Here is a 21,865-nt window from a genome sequence, read left to right as displayed (position 1 = left end):
GTGGCGGCGCGCCGCCACGCCCACCCAATGCGGGATTCTCAAGGGGCGTGCCCCTTGAGCCGCCGGAGGCAAATCCACCCCGGGGCCACGCGCACCGCCCCCAGGCTTCCTCCCGCCACGCGCCCCCGGGTGCCCGGATGCGGGAAAAAATCCTTGCATCGGGCTTCGAGTTTGGCTAATACCCATTGCTCGCCGGTTGCCACGGTAGCTCAGTTGGTAGAGCAGGGGACTGAAAATCCCCGTGTCCGCAGTTCGACTCTGTGCCGTGGCACCACGAATTTCAAAAGCCCCCAGGACCCTGTCCGGGGGCTTTTTTCGTGCGGGCAGGCTCCGGCCTCGCTGCCGCGTCCCGCATCGCTCCCCGGCTCCCAGGGCGGCGCATCCCGGGGTTGGCCGACCCTCGACCTTTTGCCGCGCCATCGGCCGCAGGGCCTCGCGGGGAGACTGCGCCCCCCGGCGGGAACGCCTCGTCCAAAATACGGGTTTTCCCCCATAGGCAAAACGAAAGCGGATGCGTATGAATCTAAGACAGCGAAGGTGTTGAGGGGGGGAGTGGACTCCGGCAGGTCCACTCCACATTGAAGACGCCTCGCAGACCCTTGGGACAGGGCCGTCTGTGTCCTCCCCCTGTGAACCCGGTGCAGTGGGGGCGGTTCGCGGGGCCCGCCCAAGGGCAGCGCGCCCGGTGGAGTTTCCACCGGGCGCTCTCTTTTTGCGCCCCCGCCCGGGGCGGGGGGCGCCAGGGTGGCAGGGCGCGGTGGGCGCGGACGGAGCGCGAGGGCGGACAAGGCGCAAGGGGCGACGCGGGAGCGGCAGGGAGGCAAGGCCGGGGGGAGTGGACGGGCGGGTCCGGCGCAGGTGCGCCGTGCTGGCGGATGGACGGGACGGGGCGGGGGGACCGCCCCGGGCGCCCCAGGGGCTGGCGCCCGGCCCCGCCGGGCCCGGCCTACAGCGGCAGGCGGATGACGAAGCGGCTGCCCCGGCCTGGCCGCGAGTCCACGGCGAATTCGCCGCCGTGGTTGGTGGTGACGATGAAATAGGACACCGACAGGCCGAGCCCGGTGCCCTTGCCCACCTCCTTGGTGGTGAAGAACGGTTCGAAGACGCGTCTGCGGGTGGCCTCGTCCATGCCCGGGCCGTTGTCGGCAACCTCCAGCACGGCGAACCCGCCCTCCACGCGGGTGGAGAACACCAGGCGCGGCTGGGCCGTACCCGCCTCGCCCATGGCCTCCACGGCGTTCTTCACGAGGTTGAAGACCACCTGCTCGATCTCGGTGCGGCTCATGAGCACCGGGGGCACGCCCTCCCGGAAGTCCCGCTGCACGGCCACGCGCCGGAAGCCCGCCTTGCGGTCCAGCCCGAAGTCGCTGGCGGCCAGGGCCAGAGCGCCCTCCACCACGCGCTCCAGGTGGTGCGGCTCGTGACGCGTGTCGCTGGCGCGGCTGAATTCGAGCATGTGCTGCACGATGGACGCGGCGCGCCGCCCCGAGGCGCGGATGCCGTCGAGGAAGCGCAGGATGCCCCGGCGCCGGGCGTAGTCGTGGATGGCGTCCAGCGAGCAGCCGGCCTCGCGCGCGGCCTGGACGTTGGCCGGGCGCGCGGGGTCCAGGCGCAGCAGGATGTTCTGCGCGCCCTGGAGGATGCCGCCCAGGGGGTTGTTGATTTCATGGGCCATGCCCGCCGCCAGCCCGCCCAGGGAGACCATCTTCTCCGTCTGCACGATGAGCTGGTCCAGGCGCACGCGGTCGGTCACGTCGTCCAGGCGGATCACGGCGCTGCGCCCGGCCTCGATGGGCGCGACCATGATGTCGTAGTAGCGCGGTTCCCGGCTGCCGCAGTTCCCGCTGGCGCAGGGGCCGGGTGCGGGGCCCTCGGCCTCGGCGGCGCGCCGCTCCAGGGGCTGGCCCTGGGCCACGGCGCGGGTGGCCCCGGCCAGGTAGCGCCGCAGGTCCGGGAAGATGTCGCCCAGCAGGCGCCCCTCCATCTCGGCCCGGGGCAGCCCGGCCAGGTCCGCCGCCGCCCGGTTGGCGCGGGTCACGCGCAGGTCCGCGTCCACGCCCAGGATGGCCGAGGGCATGGCGTCCAGCACGCTGGCCAGGTACCCGTGCATGCGGTCCAGCTCGTCCAGGCGCTGGCGCAGCTCCGGGTAGTAGCTCTTGCGGATGGAGCCCGACCCCAGGCCGATGAGCCTGTCGCGCACCTCGCCCGCCGCGCCGCCTTCCGCCGCGCCGCTCTTCTTGTCCAACTCTTCGCCCATTGCGGGAGCATACAGGAAGCCCCCGGGCTTTTCATCATAATTCCGAATACGGGGCGGGCCATTTCCTACTGCGGCGCAGACGAAACAGCTCAGGCTGCGAATTTTTCCGCGCCTGGACACTGGTTGTTTACACAACCAGAGAATACTTTTTTTGATTCAGTGTTCTTTTAGTGCACAACCACACCCCGACAACGGGGAGCTGCCGGAACTCCGAATCATCACGAAAAATCATTGTTTCACAGATTGATATACAAGAACATCCTGTGGGATAACCCGCCTGGAGCTGCATACCACCCGCCCCGGCCCCGACCCTGATCCCGGGATGGAACGACGAGCAGGGGACTTTTCCGGTTCCGGTTGACCTGACAATTTTTCTTTTCTACGACAAATCCAAGCCCCGTAAGGGCGGGAATCCTTACGGGCAAGCCCTGCGGCCTCCTGCGCAGGGCGTTGTGTGTGTTGTTCTGCGGCAATCTTTGCGAAGGGGTTACCATGTCCACCCAGATCGTCCTTCTCGTCCTGTTGCCATTCGTGGCCGGACTGGCGTGCTATCTGCTGCGCGCCAGCTTCCTGCGGGCGCTGGTCGTCATGATCACAGGCGTGATCCTGGCCGTCGCCTCCGTGGCCCTGCTGTCGGCGGGGCCCGTTTCCTACTCGCCCGGTCCCGTCCTGGGCATGAGCTGGAACATGCTCATCGCGGTCCTGGATTTCGCCCTGCTCGGCGTGATCCTGTTCTACGGCTTCAAGCATGACAACCTGCTCATCAAGGTCTTCAGCGTCCTGCAGATGCTCGGGCTGGTGATCCTGGAGCTGTTCTGGGTGGACCATTCCGCCCCGGTGTCCGCGTTCTACGTGGACCAGCTCTCCATGGTCATGGTGCTGATCATCTCCATCGTCGGCTCGCTGATCTGCGTGTTCGCCCTGCCCTACATGAAGGAGCACGAGGAGCACCTGCACCTGGAGACCTCGCGCCAGCCGCGTTTCTTCCTGTTCCTGGTGCTCTTCCTGGGTGCCATGAACGGGCTGGTCATGGCCAACAACATCCTGTGGCTGTACTTCTTCTTCGAGATCACCACCCTGTGTTCGTTCATGCTCATCGGCCACGACGGCACCGAGGTCGCCGTGAAGAACGCCGTGCGCGCCCTGTGGATGAACTCCGCGGGCGGTCTGGCCTTCGTGCTGGGCATGATGTTCACCTACACCAGCGTCGGCACCCTGGACATCCAGGCCATCCTGGCCTCGGGCAGCGCGGCGGGCACCGGCCTGCTGGTGGGCATGGGCCTCATCTGCTTCGCGGGCTTCACCAAGGCCGCCCAGGTGCCCTTCCAGAGCTGGCTGCTGGGCGCCATGGTCGCGCCCACCCCGGTCTCGGCGCTGCTGCATTCGAGCACCATGGTCAAGGCGGGGGTGTACGTGGTCCTGCGCATGGCCCCGGCCTACGCGGGCAGCTTCGTGTCCGACGGCGTGGCCCTGTGCGGCGCCTTCACCTTCCTGGCCTGCGCGGCCCTGGCCATCAGCCAGTCCAACGGCAAGAAGATCCTGGCCTACTCCACCATCTCCAACCTGGGCCTGATCGTCGCCTGCGCGGGCATCAACACCCCGGCGGCCATTGCGGCGGCCATCTTCCTGATCATCTTCCACGCCGTGTCCAAGGCGCTGCTGTTCCTGTGCGTGGGCACCATCGAGCAGCACATCGGCTCGCGCGACATCGAGGACATGCGCGGCCTGTACACGCGCATGCCCCACACGGCCTGGATCACCATCACCGGCATCCTGACCATGCTCCTGCCGCCCTTTGGCGTGCTCATGGCCAAGTGGCTGGCCATCGAGTCGGCCTCGGGCCAGCTGGTGGTGGTGACCATGATGGCCCTGGCCAGCGCGCTGACGGTGGTCTACTGGGCGCGCTGGGCAGGCACCCTGCTGGCCGCCCCCGGCGACCGCCAGCCCGTGGCCGAGGCCCAGCCCGCGCTGATCCGCGTGCCGCTGCTGGTGCTGCTGGCCGGGGCGGTGGTCCTGTCCGTGGCTTCGCCCCAGGTCTACGAGGCGGTCGTCGCCCCCATGACCCCCGGCGCGGCCAACCCCATCGAGGCCTTCTACGTGTACCCGCTGTTCGCGGTGCTGGGCCTGGGCGTGCTGCTGGCCCTGCGCGCGGCCCGGCGTTCGCGCGCCATGACCTACAGCGCCCCCTACATGGCCGGATCGAACATCGGCATGGCCACCGACGGCACCTGGAACGGCCCCATGAACCAGCCGGTCAAGGTCGAGGCGGGCAACTACTACCTGCCCGCCATGTTCGGTGAGGACCGGTTGACGACCTTCGTCAACGTGGCCGCGGCGGCGCTCATCGTGCTCATGATCGGAGGTGCCCTGTAATGCTCACCACCATCCTTCTCGTTCTCGTCGGGCTCGTCCTGGCTCCGCTGGCTGGCGGCCTGCTGGCCGGCATCGACCGCAGGCTCACGGCCTGGTTCCAGTCGCGCCAGGGCCCGCCGGTCATGCAGGCCTTCTACGACGTGGCCAAACTCTTCGGCAAAGAGCCCATGGCCTCCAACCCCTGGCAGATCTTCTGCGCCTGGGTCTACTTCGTGGCCGCGGCCCTGTCGTGCGTGCTGTTCTTCCTGCAGGCCGACCTGCTGCTGATCTTCTTCGTGCAGGCCATCGGCGCGGTGTTCCTGGTGGTGGGCGCCATGAGCGTGCCCTCGCCCTACAGCCAGGTGGGCGCCCAGCGCGAGCTGATCCAGGTGCTGACCTACGAGCCGCTGCTCATCCTGGTCTTCGTCAGCCTGTATCTGGCCACGGGCAGCTTCCAGGTCAGCGACATCCTGGCCCACGAGACGCCGCTGCTCTTCCAGCTGCCGCTCATGTTCATCGTGCTCGGCTACGCGCTGACCATCAAGCTGCGCAAGTCGCCCTTCGACTTCTCCACCTCGCACCACGGGCACCAGGAGCTGGTCAAGGGCGTGCTCACGGAATACTCCGGGCCCTACCTCGGGCTCATCGAGATCGCCCACTGGTACGAAACGGTGCTGGTGCTTGGCGTGTGCGCCCTGTTCTGGTCCACCAACGTGCTGATGATGATCGTCCTGCTGGCCGTGACCTACATGGCCGAAATCATCATCGACAACACCATGGCCCGCATGACCTGGCGTTGGATGCTCAAGTACGTCTGGAGCGTCGGCCTGGGCCTCTCCGTCGTGAACCTCATCTGGCTGTACGCCAAGATCTAGCGCCATGATAAAGTCATTCATCAAGAAATCGCGCGTCAAGTCGCCCTGGATCATGCACTTCGACTGCGGCAGCTGCAACGGCTGCGACATCGAGGTGCTGGCCTGCCTGACCCCCATGTACGATGTGGAGCGCTTCGGCATCGTCAACGTGGGCAACCCCAAGCACGCCGACATCCTGCTGGTCACCGGCACCGTCAACCACCGCAACAAGAAGGTGCTGAAAAACCTCTACGACCAGATGCCCGAGCCCAAGGCCGTCATCGCCATCGGCGCCTGCGGCACCTCGGGCGGCGTGTTCCGCGAGGCCTACAACGTGGTCGGCGGCGTGGACAAGGTCATCCCCGTGGACGTGTACGTGCCCGGCTGCCCGGCCAAGCCCGAGGCCATCATCGACGGCGTGGTCCTGGGCCTGCAGAAGTTCGCCGAAAAGGTCGAAGCCGCCGAGCAGGGCGCATAGGGAGGGACGAGATGATCGAGAACATCACCGAAGTCACCCAGGCCACCGTGGCCAGCGAGGTGCTGCGCCTGAAAAACGCGGGCTACCGCCTGGTGACCATGACCTGCACCGAAATCGACGAGCGCGACCTGGACATCCTCTACCACTTCGACAAGGACCTGGAGCTGGTCCACCTGCGCATGCGCCAGCCCAAGGACCAGCCCGTGCCCAGCATCTCCGGCGTCCTGTTCGCCGCGCTGCTGGTGGAAAACGAGATCCGCGACCAGTTCGGCGTCTCCTTCGACGGCCTGATCCTGGACTTCAACCGCACCCTGTACCTGGATGCGGAAGTGACCGAAGTCCCCCTCGTCTCCAACGTCAAGATCACCAAGCAGTAAGGATACGCCATGGCCAGAACCATCATTCCCTTCGGCCCCCAGCACCCGGTGCTCCCCGAGCCGGTGCACCTGAAGCTGGTGCTCGAGGACGAAATCGTCAAGGAAGCCATCCCGGCCCTGGGCTATGTGCACCGCGGCCTGGAAAAGCTCGTGGAAATCCGCGACTACCACCAGATGGTCCAGATCGTGGAGCGCGTGTGCGGCATCTGCTCGTGCATCCACGCCAAGGCCTACTGCCAGGGCATCGAGGCGCTCATGGGCATCGAAGTGCCCGACCGGGGGCGCTTTTTGCGCGTCATCTGGAGCGAGCTGCACCGCGTGCACAGCCACCTGCTCTGGCTGGGCCTGTTCGCCGACGCCTTCGGCTTCGAGAGCGTGTTCCAGCAGTTCTGGAAGGTCCGCGAAAAGATCATGGACATCATGGAGGCCACGGCGGGCAACCGCGTGATCATCTCCGTCAACGTGGTGGGCGGCACCCGCTACGACCTCTCGCCCGAGCAGCTGCGCTGGATTCTCGAAGGCGTGGACGAGGTGGAGCAGGGCGTGCGCGCGCTGCAAAAGACCATGCTCGACGACTACACCGTCAAGTCGCGCACCGTGGGCGTGGGCGTGCTGACCCGCGAGCAGGCCCTGGAGCTGGGCGCGGCGGGCCCGACCCTGCGCGGCTCCGGCGTGGCCCAGGACATGCGCCAGCTCGGCTACGCGGCCTACAAGGAGCTGGACTTCGAGCCCGTGGTGGAAACGGGCGGCGACTCCTACGCCCGCAGCACCGTGCGCTTCCGCGAGACCCTGCAAGCCCTCGACCTGGTGCGCCAGGCCATCGCGCGCCTGCCCGAGGGCGACACCCGCGTGCCCGTCAAGGGCAACCCCGAGGGCGAGACCATCGTGCGCGTGGAGCAGCCGCGCGGCGAGCTGCTCTACTACATCAAGGCCAACGGCACCAAGTTCCTCGACCGCTGCCGCATCCGCACGCCCACCTTCGCCAACGTGCCCCCGCTGCTGGCCATGGTCGGCGGGCTGGAGCTGGCCGACGTGCCCGTCGTGGTCCTGTCCATCGACCCGTGCATCTCCTGCACGGAACGCTAAGGGAGGCCGCCATGCTGTTCATGACCTCGAACATCCTGAAGAACTTCGTGAGGCCCAAGGCCACCCGGGGCTACCCCTTTGTCGTGCGCGAGCCCTTCGAGAAATTCCGGGGCGAGCTGGTCAACGACATGGACAAATGCATCTTCTGCAACATGTGCGCAAAGAAGTGCCCGTCGCAGTGCATCACCGTGGACCGCACCACCGGCACCTGGGACTGCGACGCCTACGCCTGCGTCTACTGCGCCGTGTGCGTGGAGAACTGCCCGGTGGACAGCCTGAGCATGAAGAACGTCCACCGCAAGCCCACGGTGGTCAAGGAGCCCTTCATCCTCAAAGGCACCCCGCCCCAGCCCAAGAAGAAGGCCGGGGACAAGGCCAAGGCCGCCAAGGCGGACGAGGCCCCCGAGGGCGGCGACGCCGAGGCCAAGTAGCGCCTCCGCGCCCCTGGATTCCGAAGGCCCCCCGCCCGGGGGGCCTTTTTTTCGGCCCGCCGGGGCGCGCCGGGGCGGCATACCCTGCTGCGCTTTGTCTTGGACGCTCCTGGGAGCGCACGCAGGCGGCCCCTTTGCCGCGCGCCCCCGGCGGTGTATCCTGCAGGCCGACCCCCTGCCCCCCCCAACCGGAGGCCCCATGCTCGACGACTGCCTCGACCTGCTCCTGTCCCAGGACCTGCTGGTGCTGGCCACGGCCTCGCAAGGCGTGCCCCACACCTCGCTCATGGCCTACGTCGCCGCGCCCGACGGGCGCGAGGTGCTCATGGCCACCCTGCCCGGCACGCGCAAATGGGCCAACCTCGCGGCCAACCCCGAGGTCAGCCTGCTGGTGGACGACCGCCGCGCCGCTGCGGGCATCCAGAGCTTGCGGGCGCTCACCGTGGCGGGCACCTTCGTCCCGGCCCAGGGCGACGAGGAACGCGCCCTGCTGCGCCGCCTGGCCGCCGCCCGCCCGCAGCTGGAGGCCATCGCCTCGGCCCCCCAGGCCCGGGCCATCCGCGTGCGGGTGCGCACCTTCCAGCTTCAGGACGGCCCCCTGGCCGGGCGCGTGCTGCGGCTGTAGCCTTCGCGCGCCCTTGCCGCGCCCGCCGGGTTGCACTACACTGCGCTGCAAACCCGTACCCCGGGGGCACCATGAACGCGCTTTTCGCCTTCGCCGCCACGCTGCTGGCCATCGGGCTGTGCGCGGCCCTGATCCACGGCCGGCTCGCGGCCCTGCGTCGGCTCTGCCTGGCGGCCCTGGGCCGCGCCGATGCGGCCCTGCGCCGACGCCACGACCTCGTGGTGGCCCTGGTGGAGGCGGGCCGCAGCCAGCTGCCCCAGGCCGGGGACGCCCTGGCGGACCTGGCCCTGGCCCGCGAGGCGGCCTCCGCCGCCGCCGCCCAGGCGGCGGCCCGGGGCGAGCCCCTGGCCCTGCACGAGCTGGGACGGGCCGAAGAACGCCTGGAAACCCTGCTGACCCGGCTGCGGACCCTGGCCCGGGCCGCCCGGGAGCAGGACACCGCCGCCAGCCTGGGCCCCCTGTTCCAGGACCTGGACGACGCCGCCCACCACGTGGCCCTGGCGCGGCTGGCCTACAACGAGGCCGCGCGCGGCTACAACGCCTACCGCCACGGCTTCCCCGCCCTGCTGCTGGCCGGAGCCTTCGGCTTCGAGGACGCCCCGTTCCTGGAGTTCGGCGGGGCCCTGTTCCGCGTACCCCCCGGCCCGGGCTGCACCCGGGGCTGCCCGGACTGAGCGGCCCCGCCCCCGGGCCCGCCGCAACGCGCACCCGCACGACCCCGCCCCCGGGCACAGCACCAGCGGCGCGCCGGTTCCCGGGTGCAGCCGCGCCCCGGCCGCCCGGCGCGCACGCCGCAATGCCCCCGGGCCGGGCTCCCGCCCACGGCTGCACCAGCCCGCCCCTGCTCCCCCGCGCCTGCACCAGCCCGCGCCTGCACCAGCCCGCTCCGGAGCCCGCACCCAGGCCAGACTCAGGGCTTATTTTACAATTTTGGACCTCGCGGCTGACAGTAGTCCAATTCTTGGGGTCAGAATTAGCTTTTATTTGCAAATATGTGAAACAAGGCCCAACTGATGTATGCCATTTATGGCAAAATTTGTTAGTTTCAGCCCCCTCTCCCCCGCCTGATTATAATAATTACTTTTAAATCAGTGGTTTGCATTCTTGGCCCGCTCCTTGCTCTCCGGGGATGCGCTTCGGCGCTCGACACACCCCAACCGCTGTTGCCTAGGAGGTTTCAGGAATGCTCACCCCCCGCTCCCTTTTGAAAAGGCCGCTCTCCGGGCTGTACTTCGCCCTGGGAGCCCTCGCCGTGGTCGCCTCGGCCCCCGTATGCGCCCTGGCCCAGGACGCCCCCGAAATGCTGACCCAGGACAACGCCAACCTCCTGTGGACCCTGGTTGCCGCCATCCTGGTCATGTTCATGCAGGCCGGTTTCGCCATGGTCGAGGCCGGATTCACCCGCGCCAAGAACGCGGGCAACATCCTGATGAAGAACTTCATCGACTTTGCCGCTGGCTCGGTGGTCTTCTTCTTCATCGGCTTCGCCTTCATGTTCGGCGACTCCATCGGCGGCTTCATCGGCGGCTCGGGCTTCGCCCTGTCCGGCGCCGACGCTTCCACCGCCGACGGCATGTGGACCCTGACCTTCTGGTTCTTCCAGAGCGTGTTCGCCGCCACCGCCGCCACCATCGTCTCCGGCGGCATCGCCGAGCGCACCAAATTCAGCGCCTACATCCTGGCCAGCATCCTGGTCACCGGCCTGATCTACCCCGTCTCCGGGCACTGGGCCTGGGGCGGCCTGTGGGGCAACGAGGGCGGCTGGCTCGAATCCATGGGCTTCATCGACTTCGCCGGGTCCACCGTGGTTCACTCCGTGGGCGGCTGGGTCGCCCTGGCCGGAGCCATGGTCCTTGGCCCGCGCATCGGCAAGTACACCGCCGACGGCAAGGCCAACGCCATCCCCGGCCACAACATCCCCATGGCGGCCCTGGGCGTCTTCATCCTGTGGTTCGGCTGGTTCGGCTTCAACCCCGGCTCCACCACCACCGCCGACGGCACCATCGGCTACATCGCCATGAACACCTCCCTGGCCGCCTGCACGGGCACCCTGGGCGCCATGTTCACGGCCTGGATCAAGTACGGCAAGCCCGACGCCTCCATGACCATGAACGGCGCCCTGGCGGGCCTGGTGGCCATCACCGCGGGCTGCTACGAGCTGTCCCCCATGGGCGCGATGATCACCGGCCTGGGCGGCGGCATCCTCGTGGTCCTGTCCGTGGTCTTCATCGACCAGGTGCTCAAGATCGACGACCCGGTCGGCGCGGTGTCCGTGCACGGCGTGTGCGGCGCCTACGGCACCATCATGGCCGGCCTGCTGGCCGCCCCGGGCTTCGGCAGCGCCACGGGCCTGCTCTACGGCGGCGACTTCTCCGTGCTCTCCACGCAGCTCATCGGCGTGGGCGCGGTCTTCGTCTGGGCCTTCGGCGCGGGCTGGGTCGTGTTCGCCATCCTCAAGGCCGTCGTGGGCATCCGCGTCAGCGAGGAGGAGGAGCTCAAGGGCCTGGACATCACCGAGCACGGCATGGAGGCCTACTCCGGCTTCCAGATCTTCTCCAACGAGTAGGGCACGTCCCCGCCATCTAACCAAGCACCATTCGGAGGAGCCATGAAACTCATCATCGCATACATCCGGCCCGAGAGGCTGACTGCGGTCAAGCAGGCCCTCTACGCCAAGGAAATATTCAGCATGACCGTGACCAACGTGCTCGGCTCGGGCCGCCAGAAGGGCTTCACCGAGACCTACCGCGGCGTGGTCATGGAGGTGAACCTGCTCAAGAAGGTCCGCATCGAGATCGGCGTCAACGACTCCTTCCTCGACGCCGCCCTCAAGGCCATCGAAACCGGAGCCCGGACCGGCAAGGAAGGCGACGGCGTGGTCTTCGTCCTCGACATTGCGCGCTCCCTGCGCATCCGCACCGGGGAGTCGGACATCGCCGCCGTGGCGGCGACCCGCACCGCTCCCTAGCCCCCCACACACGCGCCCCGGGCCGGACCCCCATCCTCCGGCCCGGGGCGCCCTCTTCCGCCAAAGGGACGCGCCGCCACCGTATGCAGCCCCTCGCACTCGACTACCAGACCCTGGCCCGCGAAGACCGCATCGTCACGCTTTTCCAGCCCATGGTGTCCATCAAGGGCAAGAGCGTGGTGGCCGTGGAGGCCCTGTCCCGGGGCCTTTTGCCCGACCTGCACGTCAGCATCCCGCCCGATGTGCTCTTTCCTCTGGCCACAACCCCCGCCCGGCGCCTGGCGCTGGACCGGCTGTGCCGCCAGCTGGCCATGCGCCGCTTCGCCCCGGTGCATGCCCAGTGCAAGGACCTGCTGCTGTCGGTGAACCTGGACATGTCGCTGATCAACAGGAACATCCTGGGCTCGGGCAAGTTCCTGGAGGCCACCCAGGCCGCGGGCCTGAACCCGGGCAACGTGGTCATCGAAATCATCGAGTCCAAGGTCCAGGACACGGAAGTGCTGACCCGTTTCATCGAGACCTACCGGGCCCACGGCTTCCTCATCGCCCTGGACGACATCGGCACCGGGCATTCCAACCTCGACCGCGTCTCGCAGATCAAGCCCGACATCATCAAGATCGACAAGGGCCTGATCCGCGACATCCACTGCGAGTACCACAAGTTCGAGATCGCCAAAGCCCTGGTGCGCTTGTCGCGCAACATCGGGGCCATGGTCGTGGCCGAGGGCGTGGAGCAGGAGGCCGAGGTGCTCGAACTCATGGGCCTGGGGGTGGACATCTTCCAGGGCTTCTATTTCGCCCGGCCCGCGCCCCTGGACGCCGCGCCGCCGCCCACACCGCGCCGGGTGGCCTCCGTGGCCCGCAACTTCCGGCGCCGCGTCATCGAGACCATCAACGAGAAAAAGGCCCTGCACGAAACCTACGACCGGGCCCTGCGCGAGATCGTCGCCGCCCTGGGCACCCAGGCGCCCCGGGGCTTCAACCGCGCCCTGCTGGACCTCATCCACTCCCACGAGGACATCGAGTGCATGTATGTGCTCAACTGCGCGGGGCGTCAGGTCAGCGCGACCGTCTGCAACCCCTACGCCGTGAGCGAGGCCCGGCGCTTCATCTACCGCCCCGCCCCGCGCGGCACCGACCACTCCCTCAAGGAATACTTCCTGCCCCTGTCCGCCGGGCTCGAAAAGTACACCACCGAGCCCTACATCTCCCTGGCCAGCGGCAGCCTGTGCACGACCATCTCGGTGCGCTTCGGCGACCGGGCCGGGCGGGCCTTCATCCTGTGCGTCGACATCAGCGTGAAACGGTGAGTCGATAGGCCGGGGCCGGGCGGTGCCGCGGGGGCGCCGTCCGGCCCCGGCCCCCAGGCCTCTCCGTGCGCCGCGCGCCAACCGGCGCCCGGCACCCGCACAACGCGCTCCCCTCCCCCTCCCCCCGCGAAGAGGGGCCCCATTCCAGCGCGGGGCACAGCGTACCCCGGCCCCACACGGCCAAGGCGCCCCCCGGCAGAGCCGGGGGGCGCCTTGGCGTTGCCCGGGGCGCGCGGGGGTCAGCGCACGTAGTTGGGCAGGTTCATGAACAGGTCGCGGGTGTAGGTGATCATCTTGTCCATGATCCACGGGAAGGAGACGAGCAGGGCCACGAAGATGGACAGGATCTTGGGGATGAAGGTCAGGGTCATCTCCTGGATCTGGGTGGCGGCCTGCAGGATGCTCACGGTCAGGCCCACCAGAAGGCCCACCCCGAGCATGGGCAGGGAGATGAGCAGGGCCATTTCGATAGCCTGGCGCGCGAAACCGACGACGAATTCGGGGGTCATGGGCCGTGTCTCCTTGGGCGGCGCTCAGGCCGCGAAACTGTTCACGAGCGAACCGGTCAAGAGGTTCCAGCCATCGACCATAACGAAGAGCAGCAGCTTGAACGGCAGGGAGATCATCACTGGCGGCAGCATCATCATGCCCATGGCCAGCAGGATGGAGGCCACCACCATGTCCAGGATCAGGAAGGGGATGTAGATGAGAAAGCCGATCTGGAAGGCCGTCTTCATCTCGCTGATGACATAGGCCGCCACCAGCAGCGGGGTGGGCACGTCGTCCTTGGTCTGGGGGCGGTCCATGCGCGCGATGGAATAGAAGATGGACAGGTCCTTCTCGCGGGTGTGCTTGAACAGGAACTCGCGCAGCGGCGCCTCGGCCTTGCCCAGGGCCTCCTGGAAGCCGATGTCCTCGTTGAGGTAGGGTTGCAGGGCCTCGTCGTTGATGCGCGTGCCCGTGGGCAGCATGATCATCACGGTCATGAAGATGGCCAGGGAGGCCAGCACCTGGTTGGGCGGCACCTGGTTGGTGCCCATGGCCTGGCGCAGGAACGAGAAGACGATGATGATGCGCGTGAAGGACGTGGCGGTGAGCACGATGGACGGCGCCACGGAGAGCACCGTCAGCAGGAAGAGAATCTCCAGGGTCGTGGCGACCTTTTCGGGCTCGGTCTGCCCTGCGGCCAGGCTCAGCTGCAGGGAGGGCACGGACGGCTCCTGGGCCAGGGCCGCCGCCAGGGGCAGCAGCGCGAAAAGCAGGAGGCTACATGCCGCCGTCCTTGGCGCGAGCCTCGTCCAGGGCCTTGTCGAAATCCTTTCGATCAGTGTCATGGCCGGTGTCCACTTGCGTCAGCAGGTTGATGGAGGCGTCGGTGACGCCCAGCACCATCCGCTTATTCAAGAACCGGACCACGACGATGCTCTTCTTGGGCCCCAGGCTCATGGTGCCCTCGATACGCAGGTCGCCCGAGCCGAAAACCCCAAGGCCCATGCGCTTGCCGAAGCGCTTGAGCACCCAGAAGCCAAGGAACATCAGCGCCAGCAGAAGGCACAGCACCCCCGCCACCTGGAACAGCGCCCCGGTCATGTCCCCGGCCTGGGGCAAGGTTTTGACGCTCTCCCGGGCCTCGTCGTCCAGCGGCCCGGGGCCGTCGCCCAGGGCCCCGGCCAGGGCCCCGGCGGCGCCGGGGGCGGTGGCGTTCACCGCCTGGCGGACGGCGGCGCCCGCCTCCGGGGCCGAGGCGTTGGCAGCGCTAGCGGCGCTAGCGCCGCTAGCGGCGGTGGCGGCGGCGTCAGTCTGCGCCGTGGCGTTGGCGGCCAGGGCGGGCGAGGCCGTCAGGGCGGCCCACAGCGCGCACAGCATGAACAGGGCGACAAGACGACGGAGGTGCGGCATGGCGTGTTCCCGCTAGGCGAGCTGCTTGACGCGCTCGATGGGGCTGATGATGTCGGTCAGGCGCACGCCGAACTTCTCGTTGATGACCACCGCCTCGCCGCGCGCCACGAGCTTGCCGTTGACGTAGATCTCCAGGGGCTCGCCCGCCAGCTTGTTCAGCTCGATGACCGAGCCCTGGCCCAGTTGCAGCAGCTCGTTGATGAGCAGCTTGGTCCGCCCCAGCTCCGCCGACACATCCAGGGGGATGTCCAGGATGAAGTCCAGGTCGCGCTTGGTGCCGTCGGGCCGGGGGGCCTTGGCCTCCTCGGTCAGGTCCTTGAAGCGCGCGTCGGTGCTCTGGGCGGCCAGCCCCGCCTGGCGGGACTCCTTGTCCATCTTGGTCTCTTCCTCGCTGGCCAGGGCCGCGGCCCACTCGGCGGCCAGGGCGTCGTCGTCCGCCGGGCCGGAGTCGGCGGCCTTCATGGCCTTGGCGTCGGCCACGGCGTCAAGGTCGCCGCTCTCTTCCAGGGCGGCAGCCCATTCGTCGGCCAGGGCGTCTTGATCCATATCCTTTTCCATGCCGTCACCCCTCGGTGTTTGGGTTCGCCCCAGGTGCTACTGGACGACCATCTCGGTGAAATAGACCCTCAGGACCATGGACCCACCCACGATCTGGTTCAACCGGCTGACAAGCTCGTCCTTGAGGGCCAGCTTGCTCTCCATGGACGAGAGGTCCGCGAAGGTCTTGCTCGACAGTAGCAGGATCACCGCGTCGCGGACCTTGGGTTCGTTCTTCTTGAGCTTTTCCGCCGCATCCTTGTTCACCAGCTCCACGTCCATGGACATCTTCAGGTAGCGCCGCCCCAGGGGGTCGGCCAGGTTGACCAGAAAGGTCGGCAGGGAGACCAGCTGCGTGTTCTGGGGCTCGGCCTGGGCGCCCTCGACGGGCTGGCCCTCGGCCCCGGCCTGCTCTTCGGTCTGCTGGCCCATGCCCAGAAGGCCCATGATCTGCGCGCGGAAAAAGAACCCCGCGCCGCCCAGCAGCGCCAGAATGACCACGGCGATAATGATCCACTTGAGCTTGCCGCTCTTCTTGCCGCCGTCCTTGGGGGCCTCGAGTTGTTCTTCGGCCATGGTGCGGCCTCCTTTTTGTTACGGTCCGCCCCTGGTCACTGGACGTAGGCTCCAAGCCAGGGGGTGGTCTTGAGCAGGATTTCCACCCTGCGGTTCTGGGCCCGGCCCTCTTCGGTGCCGTTGTCGGCGATGGGCCAGGCCGGGCCGTAGCCGGACACGGAGAAGCGCTCCGGCGGCAGCCCGCTCGACAAAAAGAACTCCAGCACCGCCAGGGCCCGCTCGCCCGACAGGGCGTGGTTCGCGTCGCTCCCCCCGCCCACGTCGTCGGTGTAGCCCGAGACGTTCACGGGCGCGGGCATGAACAAGAGAACTTCCAGCACCGGCTCCAGCAGCCTGCGGGCCGCTTCGGAGAGCTGCGCCCCGCCCGAGGGGAAAAGCAGCGCGTCGGTAAGCACCAGGGCCACGCCCTCGGGCCGGGCCAGCACCTTGAGGTTGGCATCCAGGGTGCTGCGGCTGATCTCCGGGGGCAGCTCGTCATCCGGGAACAGCAGGTCCTTGATGCGCTTTTGCTTTTCCAGCACCTCCCAGGGCTTGTCCAGGGCCTCGATGATGAACTTCACCCGCTGGGGGATGCGCCCGGCGCTGCGGTTCGTCAGAAACCCGACATCGTCCGTGAAGAAGGTGATGCGCGTCAGCACACTGCGGTCCATGGACGACATACTGAGCAGCAGCACGAAAAACGTCAACAGCAGGGTCACCAGGTCGCCGAAGGTGACCAGCCAGCCGTCGCTGGCCATGCCTGCGGATTTCTTCTTCTTGCGGGCCACGGCCTAGGGCTCCGCAGGCGCGCCCGGCGCCCCCCGGTTCTCGAAGCGGAAGATGAAATCCTTGTACTCGAAGAACTCCTCGGGCACTGGCTGGCGCAAAAGGCCCATGTGCTCCTGCCACTGGGCGTTGCGCTTGTCCAGGATGATGTCCACCCGGCGGTTCTTGCGCCGCCCCTCGGCGGTGAGCTCCGTGTGCCGGGGGTGGAACCTGCCAAAGGCCTCGACGCGCAAAAGCTCCGGGTCCATGCCCGCGCGGGCCAGGAACTGGTAGACCGTCATCACCCGCGCGAAGGACAGCCTCCACGACTGGTCCATGACCTGCTCCTGATCTTCCACGCGGAAGTTCTCCTGTTCCTCCTCGCGCAGGGACGAGGTGTGCCCGGCCAGCAGCAGCGGCACGCGCACCTGCAGGAACACCGGCAGGGCCGCCTCCAGGATCTGCCTGCCCCGGGGCCGCAGCTCCGTCCCCCCGGGCTCGAAGAGCACGTCGTCGGGGATGGAGAAGACCTGCACGAACCTGTTGGAGGCAAAATCCAGGTCGTCCTCGATGTCCTCCCAGATCATCTCGCGCAGGGGTTCGAGGTCGTTGATACTGGGCATCTCCATGGGCCCGGGCTCCACCGAGGTGCGCCGATCGCGCTGGGAGAGCACATCGTGGCTCTGCCTGCCCACGCCGAAGGTGCCGATGATGGAGCCGATGACCACCAGCTTGCGCCGCTCGTCGAGCACCGACATGCTCACCAGCAGCACGAAGAAGGTCAGCATCAGGGTCATCATGTCCGAGAAGGTGATGAGCCACCCGGGCTGTCCCTGGGGTTTTTCCTGCTTCTCCTTGCGGGCCATGGGGCGCTCCCGGACCTAGGTCACGTCCTGCTTGCGGTCCTTGGGCGGCAGGAAGCTGGAGAGCTTCTCCTCGATGATGCGCGGGTTCTCGCCCTTGGAGATGGACAGGATGCCCAGCAGCACCATCTCCTTGAGCAGCACCTCCTCCTTGCTCCTGGTCTTGAGCTTGCCGGCCATGGGGCTGAACACCAGGTTGGCCAGCACCGCGCCGTAGAAGGTGGTGATCAGCGCCACGGCCATGGCCGGGCCGATGGTCGAGGGGTCGCTCATGGTCTGGAGCATCTGCACCAGGCCGATGACGGTGCCGATCATGCCCATGGCCGGGGCGTAGGTGGCCAGGGTGGTCAGCAGCTCGGCGCCGGTTTCGTGGCGCTCCTCCAGGTACTGGATCTCGGTTTCCAGCACCTCCTGGATGGTCTGCGGCTCCAGGCCGTCCACGGTGAGCTGCAGGCCCTTGCGCAGGTAGAAATCGTCGATCTGCTTGATGATGGGTTCCAGGGACAAGATGCCCTCGCGCCGGGCGCGGTTGGCGTAGTCCATGAACTTCTCGATGATCTCGGCGGGGCTTTCCATGGACGAGAAAAACGTCTGGCGCACCACGGGCATCACCGCGAGCATCTTGGGCAGGGGGATGCTGACCAGCGTGGCGCCGATGGTCCCGCCGAAGACGATGAGCATGGACGCCACATCGACGAACACCAGCGGGCTGCCGCCGGTGACGATGGCTGCGGCCACCAGGCCGAAGGAGATGATCAGCCCGATTACAGTTGCGAGATCCATGAAGCCCTCTTGCCTGTCCGGCCCCTTGCTGTTTGCCTACTTCTGCGGGCGCGCGCCGAAGATGCGCGTGCCGATCCGGACCATGGTCGCCCCTTCCAGAATCGCCTGGCGGAAGTCGTCCGTCATGCCCATGGACAGGACGGGGAGCCTGCGGCCCAGCCGCAGTTCCAGGCCGTCGCGCAGCTCGCGCAACCTGGCGAACAACGGACGGCGGGCCTCGGGGGCCAGGTCGAAGGGCGGGAGTGCCATGAGCCCGGCAAGGCGCATGGTCTCCAGGCCGGCCACGGCTTCGGCCAGCCCGGGGAGTTCGGCTTCGGCAACACCCGCTTTCTGACTCTCCCGCGCCAGATTGACCTCTATGAGCACGTCCTGTACCGGGGCGCAGGCTGCCGCGATGCGGTCATGCAATGTCCGGGCCAGTTTCAGGGAGTCGAGGGTCTGCACCAGGACGAAACGCCCGGGCAGGAACTTGGCCTTGTTGGTCTGCAAGGCGCCGGTGAAATGCCAGCGCAGCCCGAGGTCGGCCAGTTCGTCCTGCTTGGCCAGGGCCTCCTGCACATAGTTCTCGCCGAAGTCGCGCTGCCCGGCCAGGGCCGCCGCGCGCACGGCCGCAGCCGGGTGCCATTTGGACACCGCCACCAGGGTCACGTCCCCCGCCCCGCGCCCCGACTCACGCGCCGCCGCGCCGATCTCCTCGCGCAGTTCGGCCAGCCGCCGGGCGATGTCCGTTTGCATGTCGTCGTGCACTGTCACTGTCCTTCTGCTTGCCGGGGCCGAAGTCTCTTTCTGCCTATCCTATCGCCCAATTTTTGCAGAAAAATACCCATCACTTAACCCAGAATTACGTGCCTGAATGGCCGGGATTACTCTCGCACCTAATGTTTTCCAAATCAATTTCAGTATGTTGAAACAATTTGTGCCGTCAAGATTACGCTGTTTAACGCGGCTTGGCGCGGTTTAACGCGGTTTAACGCGGCCTGGATAGGCGCTATCCCTTAGGCGCCGCCCCTGTCTTTTTCCTGCCGTACGGCAAACCAGCGCGCCGCCCTCGTACGCCCGGCAACCAGCACCTCCCCCCGCGACTTGAGCGTCCTCACAAGCCTTTGGATATAATCGGGCGACTGTGCAGGCAGCACCTGCTGCAACTCGGCAAGCGTCGTTCCCTGGTCACCGCAGGCGCGCACATGTTTGAGCACCAGGGCGAGGTTCGTCTCCCGGTCCAGGCCGACCCGGCGCGTGTGCGCCCCGGGGCGGCCCTGCATGACGTAATACTTCCTGGACAGGATGAAGCGCTTGCCCACCCGCTCCACCACGCCCTTGCGCACAAGCCGGGTCGCAGCCTCCAGAAAGCCGGAAGGCACGTCCACATCCCTGCTGATGTAATGCAGGGCCGCCATTTCAGAGGCGCCGAACTGCGCCGCATCACGTTCGCCGACCTGCTCCAGGAACCGGAGCAGGTCTTCATCGACCACGGCGCCGTGCAGCGAAAGCGCGACGTGCTCCTCGTCCGTCCGCGAATAATCCGGCGGCAGCTTGCCGTCGCGGATGGAAGAGCGCCACATGCGGTCGATGCCCTGGCCGGAACGCTCCACCAGATCGGTCTTCTCCAACGCCTCGGCAATGCGCCTGTTCCGCCAAGAGGATTTGAACATCAGATTGTCCACCGTCAGCCCACGGGGCAGGCCGCCGGGGCTGTCGATGTCGATCCGTTGGGGATACTGGCGCACGAACACCGACTCCGTCCGCCGGTAATCGCGGTGGCAGACGGCATTGAGCAGCCCCTCGCGGAAGACCTCCTCCCTGAAAGCCGGGATGTCCCGACGCACCAGCCCGACCTGGAAGGCATGCGTCTCCACGCGCAGGCGGACAGTCTCCCACAGCCGGTCCATGAACAGCAGCAGGCCTTCCCGGAAGGCAACCCGCTGCTGGTGGTCTATGGAAGCTTCCGAGGAGCGGTATTCGAAGATCACTTCCGCATCGGGGAGAAGACGGGACAGGCTCCGGCTCTTGCCCAGCAGGACCAGCGCCGCGTTGGTCACCCGGCCTTCGGCCAGCAGTTCGGCGTTCTCCAGAAGCTGCTCCACGGGCCATGAGGCCACTTCCGCGCCGGAGTCACCACCCGCCCACAGCTCCCGGAACCGCTGGATCGCCTGCGGGTCGAGGTCATCAAGACCGGCTTCGGCGCAAATCTGGGCGGAGTGGTCCCCGTCCGTCTCACTGAAAATAGCCCGCAACCGTTCCGACCCCATGCCCGCGAGGCTGCCCCCCCGGCGGCACCAGAAGCCGCTCTCATAGCTCCTGGCGCTTCCGGCGGGTCGCCCGGGGATGGACAAGACAAGGACGCGCCGCCCCTGCGGATCGAATTCCTCCCGGACCTGCACCTCGAACCGCAACGCGTTGTAGATGGCGTTGCGCAATTCGTCGAGATCGCCAAAAGCGCGGGTGCCAACGATTTGTCGCGGCAGACGGTCGGTGACGCCCAGGACGAGATGCCCCCCGCCCTCGTTGGCCAGGGCCACGCAGTACTTGAAAAGCTGGTTTTTCTCGAAACCGCGCTTGGCCTCCTTGAACTCGATCCGCTCGGATTCCCGGCAATCCAGCATCCGGGCCAAAACAGGGCTGATCTCCGTCATGCTCGCTCCACCTTGGGCCCTTGGCCCGCCTACTCCCCCAGCCCCAGGCCGCGCAGGAAGTGCGGGTCCTCGGTCCAGTCGCGGCGGACCTTGGCCCACAGCTCCAGGTGGACCTTGCCGCCCACCAGGGCCTTGAGCTCCTGGCGCGCGGCCTGGCCCACGGCCTTGAGGGTCTGCCCGCCCTTGCCGATGACCATGGCCTTGTGGCTGTCGCGCCCGACCCAGATCAGCCCGCCGATGCGCGTCAGGCCGTCGATCTCCTCCCACTGCTCGATCTCCACGGCCACGGAGTACGGCAGCTCCTGGCGCAGGGCCAAAAAGAGCTGCTCGCGGATGGCCTCGGCGGCCAGAAAGCGCAGCGGCAGGGTGGAGAGCTGGTCCTCGGGGAACATGGCCTGGCCCTCGGGCAGCACGGCGCGCACCGCGCCCAGCAGCTCGGGCACGCCCTGGCCCGAGGCCGCCGACACCGGGAAGACCTCGGCCTGCGGCCACAGCGCCCCCAGGGCCTGCATCACCGGCAAGAGCCCCGCCTTGTCGCGCACCTGGTCGATCTTGTTCACGGCCACGAACACCGGCTGGGCCAGACGGCGCACGCCCTCCACCAGGGGCGCCAGCTCCTTGTCCAGCAGGGCCGGTTTCTTGGCGTACAGGCCCGCGTCGGCCAGCACCACCACGGCGTCGGCCTGCTCCACGGCCTGCCAGGCCGACAGATTCAGGAAGCGGTTCAGCCGCCCCTTCATGCGGTGCACGCCCGGGGTGTCGAGGAACACGATCTGCGCGCCCTCGTCGGTGAGGATGCCGGTGATCTGGTTGCGGGTGGTCTGGGGCTTGGGGGTGACGATGGCCACCTTCTGCCCGAGCACGGTGTTCAAAAGGGTGGACTTGCCCGCGTTGGGCGGGCCCAGCAGGGCCACCGTCCCGAAGCGGAAAGGATTTTGTTGTGTTGTCATGCCTGGTTGCAGCTCCTTGGGGGTGCGGACGCGGCCGATGGCGGCGGGGGCCGCCGCGGGCCGGTTGACTCCGCGCGGCGATGATATACCCTATACACTTGCGCGCGAAATTGCGAAAGTCCATCAATTCACCGCCAAATGC

The 21,865-nt window shown here is 67.5% G+C and carries 23 protein-coding genes and 1 tRNA gene; 12 read left to right on the top strand and 12 right to left on the bottom strand.

Features of this window, described 5'->3' with window-relative positions:
- The first annotated feature begins 198 nt into the window (after positions 1 to 198).
- A tRNA-Phe gene (locus G495_RS0110350) sits at positions 199 to 274 on the top strand.
- A gap of 672 nt (positions 275 to 946) precedes the next feature.
- On the opposite strand, the gene G495_RS18615 is transcribed toward G495_RS0110350, so the two are convergent.
- Complete coding sequence (locus tag G495_RS18615; protein WP_051445264.1) at positions 947 to 2,257, bottom strand: two-component system sensor histidine kinase NtrB; 1,311 nt, start codon at positions 2,255 to 2,257, stop codon at positions 947 to 949.
- A 492-nt stretch (positions 2,258 to 2,749) separates the two neighbouring features.
- Here G495_RS18615 and G495_RS0110340 point away from each other — a divergent pair, with 492 nt between their 5' ends.
- From G495_RS0110340 to G495_RS0110290, 11 genes are all read left to right on the top strand, one after another.
- Complete coding sequence (locus G495_RS0110340) at positions 2,750 to 4,630, top strand: NADH-quinone oxidoreductase subunit 5 family protein (protein WP_028587763.1); 1,881 nt, start codon at positions 2,750 to 2,752, stop codon at positions 4,628 to 4,630.
- Positions 4,630 to 5,484, top strand: coding sequence for a respiratory chain complex I subunit 1 family protein (locus tag G495_RS0110335; protein WP_028587762.1), 855 nt, complete (start codon positions 4,630 to 4,632; stop codon positions 5,482 to 5,484). Before G495_RS0110340 ends, G495_RS0110335 begins: the two co-directional genes overlap by 1 nt.
- A 4-nt stretch (positions 5,485 to 5,488) precedes the next feature.
- Positions 5,489 to 5,941 carry an NADH-quinone oxidoreductase subunit B family protein gene (locus tag G495_RS0110330; protein ID WP_028587761.1) on the top strand — a complete coding sequence of 151 codons (453 nt, stop codon included), beginning with the start codon at positions 5,489 to 5,491 and terminating at the stop codon, positions 5,939 to 5,941.
- 11 nt (positions 5,942 to 5,952) lie between these two features.
- Positions 5,953 to 6,318: an NADH-quinone oxidoreductase subunit C gene (locus G495_RS0110325; RefSeq protein ID WP_028587760.1), complete on the top strand. Its 366-nt coding sequence runs from the start codon at positions 5,953 to 5,955 to the stop codon at positions 6,316 to 6,318.
- 9 nt (positions 6,319 to 6,327) lie between these two features.
- Positions 6,328 to 7,404 carry a hydrogenase large subunit gene (locus G495_RS0110320; RefSeq protein WP_028587759.1) on the top strand — a complete coding sequence of 359 codons (1,077 nt, stop codon included), beginning with the start codon at positions 6,328 to 6,330 and terminating at the stop codon, positions 7,402 to 7,404.
- An 11-nt stretch (positions 7,405 to 7,415) separates the two neighbouring features.
- Positions 7,416 to 7,835 (top strand): 4Fe-4S binding protein, encoded by a 420-nt coding sequence (locus tag G495_RS0110315; protein WP_028587758.1) that lies wholly within the window; start codon positions 7,416 to 7,418, stop codon positions 7,833 to 7,835.
- Positions 7,836 to 8,034: 199 nt separating this feature from the next.
- On the top strand, positions 8,035 to 8,460 hold the full coding sequence (locus tag G495_RS20400) for a pyridoxamine 5'-phosphate oxidase family protein (protein WP_051445263.1): 426 nt from the start codon (positions 8,035 to 8,037) through the stop codon (positions 8,458 to 8,460).
- Positions 8,461 to 8,531: 71 nt separating this feature from the next.
- Positions 8,532 to 9,134 (top strand): LemA family protein, encoded by a 603-nt coding sequence (locus tag G495_RS22030; protein ID WP_051445262.1) that lies wholly within the window; start codon positions 8,532 to 8,534, stop codon positions 9,132 to 9,134.
- A gap of 509 nt (positions 9,135 to 9,643) precedes the next feature.
- A complete protein-coding gene (locus G495_RS0110300) occupies positions 9,644 to 11,026 on the top strand; it encodes an ammonium transporter (RefSeq protein WP_035251703.1) in 1,383 nt (460 codons plus the stop codon).
- Positions 11,027 to 11,068: 42 nt separating this feature from the next.
- The gene (locus G495_RS0110295) at positions 11,069 to 11,428 is read left to right on the top strand and encodes a P-II family nitrogen regulator (RefSeq protein WP_028587756.1); all 360 of its coding nucleotides are present in this window, start codon (positions 11,069 to 11,071) and stop codon (positions 11,426 to 11,428) included.
- A gap of 83 nt (positions 11,429 to 11,511) precedes the next feature.
- A complete protein-coding gene (locus tag G495_RS0110290; RefSeq protein ID WP_028587755.1) occupies positions 11,512 to 12,738 on the top strand; it encodes an EAL domain-containing protein in 1,227 nt (408 codons plus the stop codon).
- 239 nt (positions 12,739 to 12,977) lie between these two features.
- Here G495_RS0110290 and fliQ read toward each other — a convergent pair whose 3' ends face one another.
- The 11 genes from fliQ to era form a co-directional block, all read right to left on the bottom strand.
- Positions 12,978 to 13,247 carry a flagellar biosynthesis protein FliQ gene (gene fliQ, locus G495_RS0110285; RefSeq protein ID WP_028587754.1) on the bottom strand — a complete coding sequence of 90 codons (270 nt, stop codon included), beginning with the start codon at positions 13,245 to 13,247 and terminating at the stop codon, positions 12,978 to 12,980.
- A gap of 24 nt (positions 13,248 to 13,271) precedes the next feature.
- Entirely contained in the window at positions 13,272 to 14,072 is an 801-nt protein-coding gene (gene fliP, locus G495_RS0110280) for a flagellar type III secretion system pore protein FliP (protein ID WP_084458117.1), read from the bottom strand.
- Positions 14,005 to 14,637 (bottom strand): flagellar biosynthetic protein FliO, encoded by a 633-nt coding sequence (fliO, locus tag G495_RS22545; protein ID WP_245588409.1) that lies wholly within the window; start codon positions 14,635 to 14,637, stop codon positions 14,005 to 14,007. The genes fliP and fliO overlap by 68 nt, the downstream gene beginning before the upstream one ends.
- Positions 14,638 to 14,649: 12 nt before the next feature.
- Entirely contained in the window at positions 14,650 to 15,195 is a 546-nt protein-coding gene (gene fliN, locus G495_RS0110270; protein ID WP_028587751.1) for a flagellar motor switch protein FliN, read from the bottom strand.
- Positions 15,196 to 15,231: 36 nt separating this feature from the next.
- Positions 15,232 to 15,750 carry a flagellar basal body-associated FliL family protein gene (locus G495_RS0110265; RefSeq protein WP_028587750.1) on the bottom strand — a complete coding sequence of 173 codons (519 nt, stop codon included), beginning with the start codon at positions 15,748 to 15,750 and terminating at the stop codon, positions 15,232 to 15,234.
- Between the two features lie 35 nt (positions 15,751 to 15,785).
- Positions 15,786 to 16,517, bottom strand: a complete 732-nt coding sequence (locus G495_RS0110260; protein ID WP_028587749.1) for an OmpA/MotB family protein — start codon at positions 16,515 to 16,517, stop codon at positions 15,786 to 15,788.
- Positions 16,518 to 16,520: 3 nt separating this feature from the next.
- Positions 16,521 to 17,360 (bottom strand): OmpA/MotB family protein, encoded by an 840-nt coding sequence (locus G495_RS0110255; RefSeq protein ID WP_028587748.1) that lies wholly within the window; start codon positions 17,358 to 17,360, stop codon positions 16,521 to 16,523.
- Positions 17,361 to 17,375: 15 nt separating this feature from the next.
- Positions 17,376 to 18,140, bottom strand: coding sequence for a motility protein A (locus tag G495_RS0110250; protein WP_028587747.1), 765 nt, complete (start codon positions 18,138 to 18,140; stop codon positions 17,376 to 17,378).
- A gap of 36 nt (positions 18,141 to 18,176) precedes the next feature.
- The gene (locus tag G495_RS0110245) at positions 18,177 to 18,887 is read right to left on the bottom strand and encodes a YggS family pyridoxal phosphate-dependent enzyme (RefSeq protein WP_425387610.1); all 711 of its coding nucleotides are present in this window, start codon (positions 18,885 to 18,887) and stop codon (positions 18,177 to 18,179) included.
- Positions 18,888 to 19,135: 248 nt separating this feature from the next.
- Entirely contained in the window at positions 19,136 to 20,773 is a 1,638-nt protein-coding gene (locus G495_RS0110240) for an ATP-binding protein (protein WP_028587745.1), read from the bottom strand.
- Between the two features lie 29 nt (positions 20,774 to 20,802).
- Complete coding sequence (era, locus tag G495_RS0110235; RefSeq protein ID WP_028587744.1) at positions 20,803 to 21,723, bottom strand: GTPase Era; 921 nt, start codon at positions 21,721 to 21,723, stop codon at positions 20,803 to 20,805.
- Positions 21,724 to 21,865 lie beyond the last annotated feature (142 nt).

This window comes from Desulfocurvus vexinensis DSM 17965 (genome assembly GCF_000519125.1).
GTDB classification, from domain to species: Bacteria; Desulfobacterota; Desulfovibrionia; order Desulfovibrionales; family Desulfovibrionaceae; genus Desulfocurvus; species Desulfocurvus vexinensis.
Note: the sequence above shows the minus strand (reverse complement) of the source record. Positions and strands in the feature narration are given on the sequence as shown.

What these genes read in the sequence shown, in the direction of transcription:
- G495_RS18615 (WP_051445264.1), bottom strand. Translation starts at nt 2,257, where the DNA reads ATGGGCGAAGAGTTGGACAAGAAGAGCGGCGCGGCGGAAGGCGGCGCG.
- G495_RS0110340 (WP_028587763.1), top strand. Translation starts at nt 2,750, where the DNA reads ATGTCCACCCAGATCGTCCTTCTCGTCCTGTTGCCATTCGTGGCCGGA.
- G495_RS0110335 (WP_028587762.1), top strand. Translation starts at nt 4,630, where the DNA reads ATGCTCACCACCATCCTTCTCGTTCTCGTCGGGCTCGTCCTGGCTCCG.
- G495_RS0110330 (WP_028587761.1), top strand. Translation starts at nt 5,489, where the DNA reads ATGATAAAGTCATTCATCAAGAAATCGCGCGTCAAGTCGCCCTGGATC.
- G495_RS0110325 (WP_028587760.1), top strand. Translation starts at nt 5,953, where the DNA reads ATGATCGAGAACATCACCGAAGTCACCCAGGCCACCGTGGCCAGCGAG.
- G495_RS0110320 (WP_028587759.1), top strand. Translation starts at nt 6,328, where the DNA reads ATGGCCAGAACCATCATTCCCTTCGGCCCCCAGCACCCGGTGCTCCCC.
- G495_RS0110315 (WP_028587758.1), top strand. Translation starts at nt 7,416, where the DNA reads ATGCTGTTCATGACCTCGAACATCCTGAAGAACTTCGTGAGGCCCAAG.
- G495_RS20400 (WP_051445263.1), top strand. Translation starts at nt 8,035, where the DNA reads ATGCTCGACGACTGCCTCGACCTGCTCCTGTCCCAGGACCTGCTGGTG.
- G495_RS22030 (WP_051445262.1), top strand. Translation starts at nt 8,532, where the DNA reads ATGAACGCGCTTTTCGCCTTCGCCGCCACGCTGCTGGCCATCGGGCTG.
- G495_RS0110300 (WP_035251703.1), top strand. Translation starts at nt 9,644, where the DNA reads ATGCTCACCCCCCGCTCCCTTTTGAAAAGGCCGCTCTCCGGGCTGTAC.
- G495_RS0110295 (WP_028587756.1), top strand. Translation starts at nt 11,069, where the DNA reads ATGAAACTCATCATCGCATACATCCGGCCCGAGAGGCTGACTGCGGTC.
- G495_RS0110290 (WP_028587755.1), top strand. Translation starts at nt 11,512, where the DNA reads ATGCAGCCCCTCGCACTCGACTACCAGACCCTGGCCCGCGAAGACCGC.
- fliQ (WP_028587754.1), bottom strand. Translation starts at nt 13,247, where the DNA reads ATGACCCCCGAATTCGTCGTCGGTTTCGCGCGCCAGGCTATCGAAATG.
- fliP (WP_084458117.1), bottom strand. Translation starts at nt 14,072, where the DNA reads ATGACACTGATCGAAAGGATTTCGACAAGGCCCTGGACGAGGCTCGCG.
- fliO (WP_245588409.1), bottom strand. Translation starts at nt 14,637, where the DNA reads ATGCCGCACCTCCGTCGTCTTGTCGCCCTGTTCATGCTGTGCGCGCTG.
- fliN (WP_028587751.1), bottom strand. Translation starts at nt 15,195, where the DNA reads ATGGAAAAGGATATGGATCAAGACGCCCTGGCCGACGAATGGGCTGCC.
- G495_RS0110265 (WP_028587750.1), bottom strand. Translation starts at nt 15,750, where the DNA reads ATGGCCGAAGAACAACTCGAGGCCCCCAAGGACGGCGGCAAGAAGAGC.
- G495_RS0110255 (WP_028587748.1), bottom strand. Translation starts at nt 17,360, where the DNA reads ATGGCCCGCAAGGAGAAGCAGGAAAAACCCCAGGGACAGCCCGGGTGG.
- G495_RS0110250 (WP_028587747.1), bottom strand. Translation starts at nt 18,140, where the DNA reads ATGGATCTCGCAACTGTAATCGGGCTGATCATCTCCTTCGGCCTGGTG.
- G495_RS0110240 (WP_028587745.1), bottom strand. Translation starts at nt 20,773, where the DNA reads ATGACGGAGATCAGCCCTGTTTTGGCCCGGATGCTGGATTGCCGGGAA.
- era (WP_028587744.1), bottom strand. Translation starts at nt 21,723, where the DNA reads ATGACAACACAACAAAATCCTTTCCGCTTCGGGACGGTGGCCCTGCTG.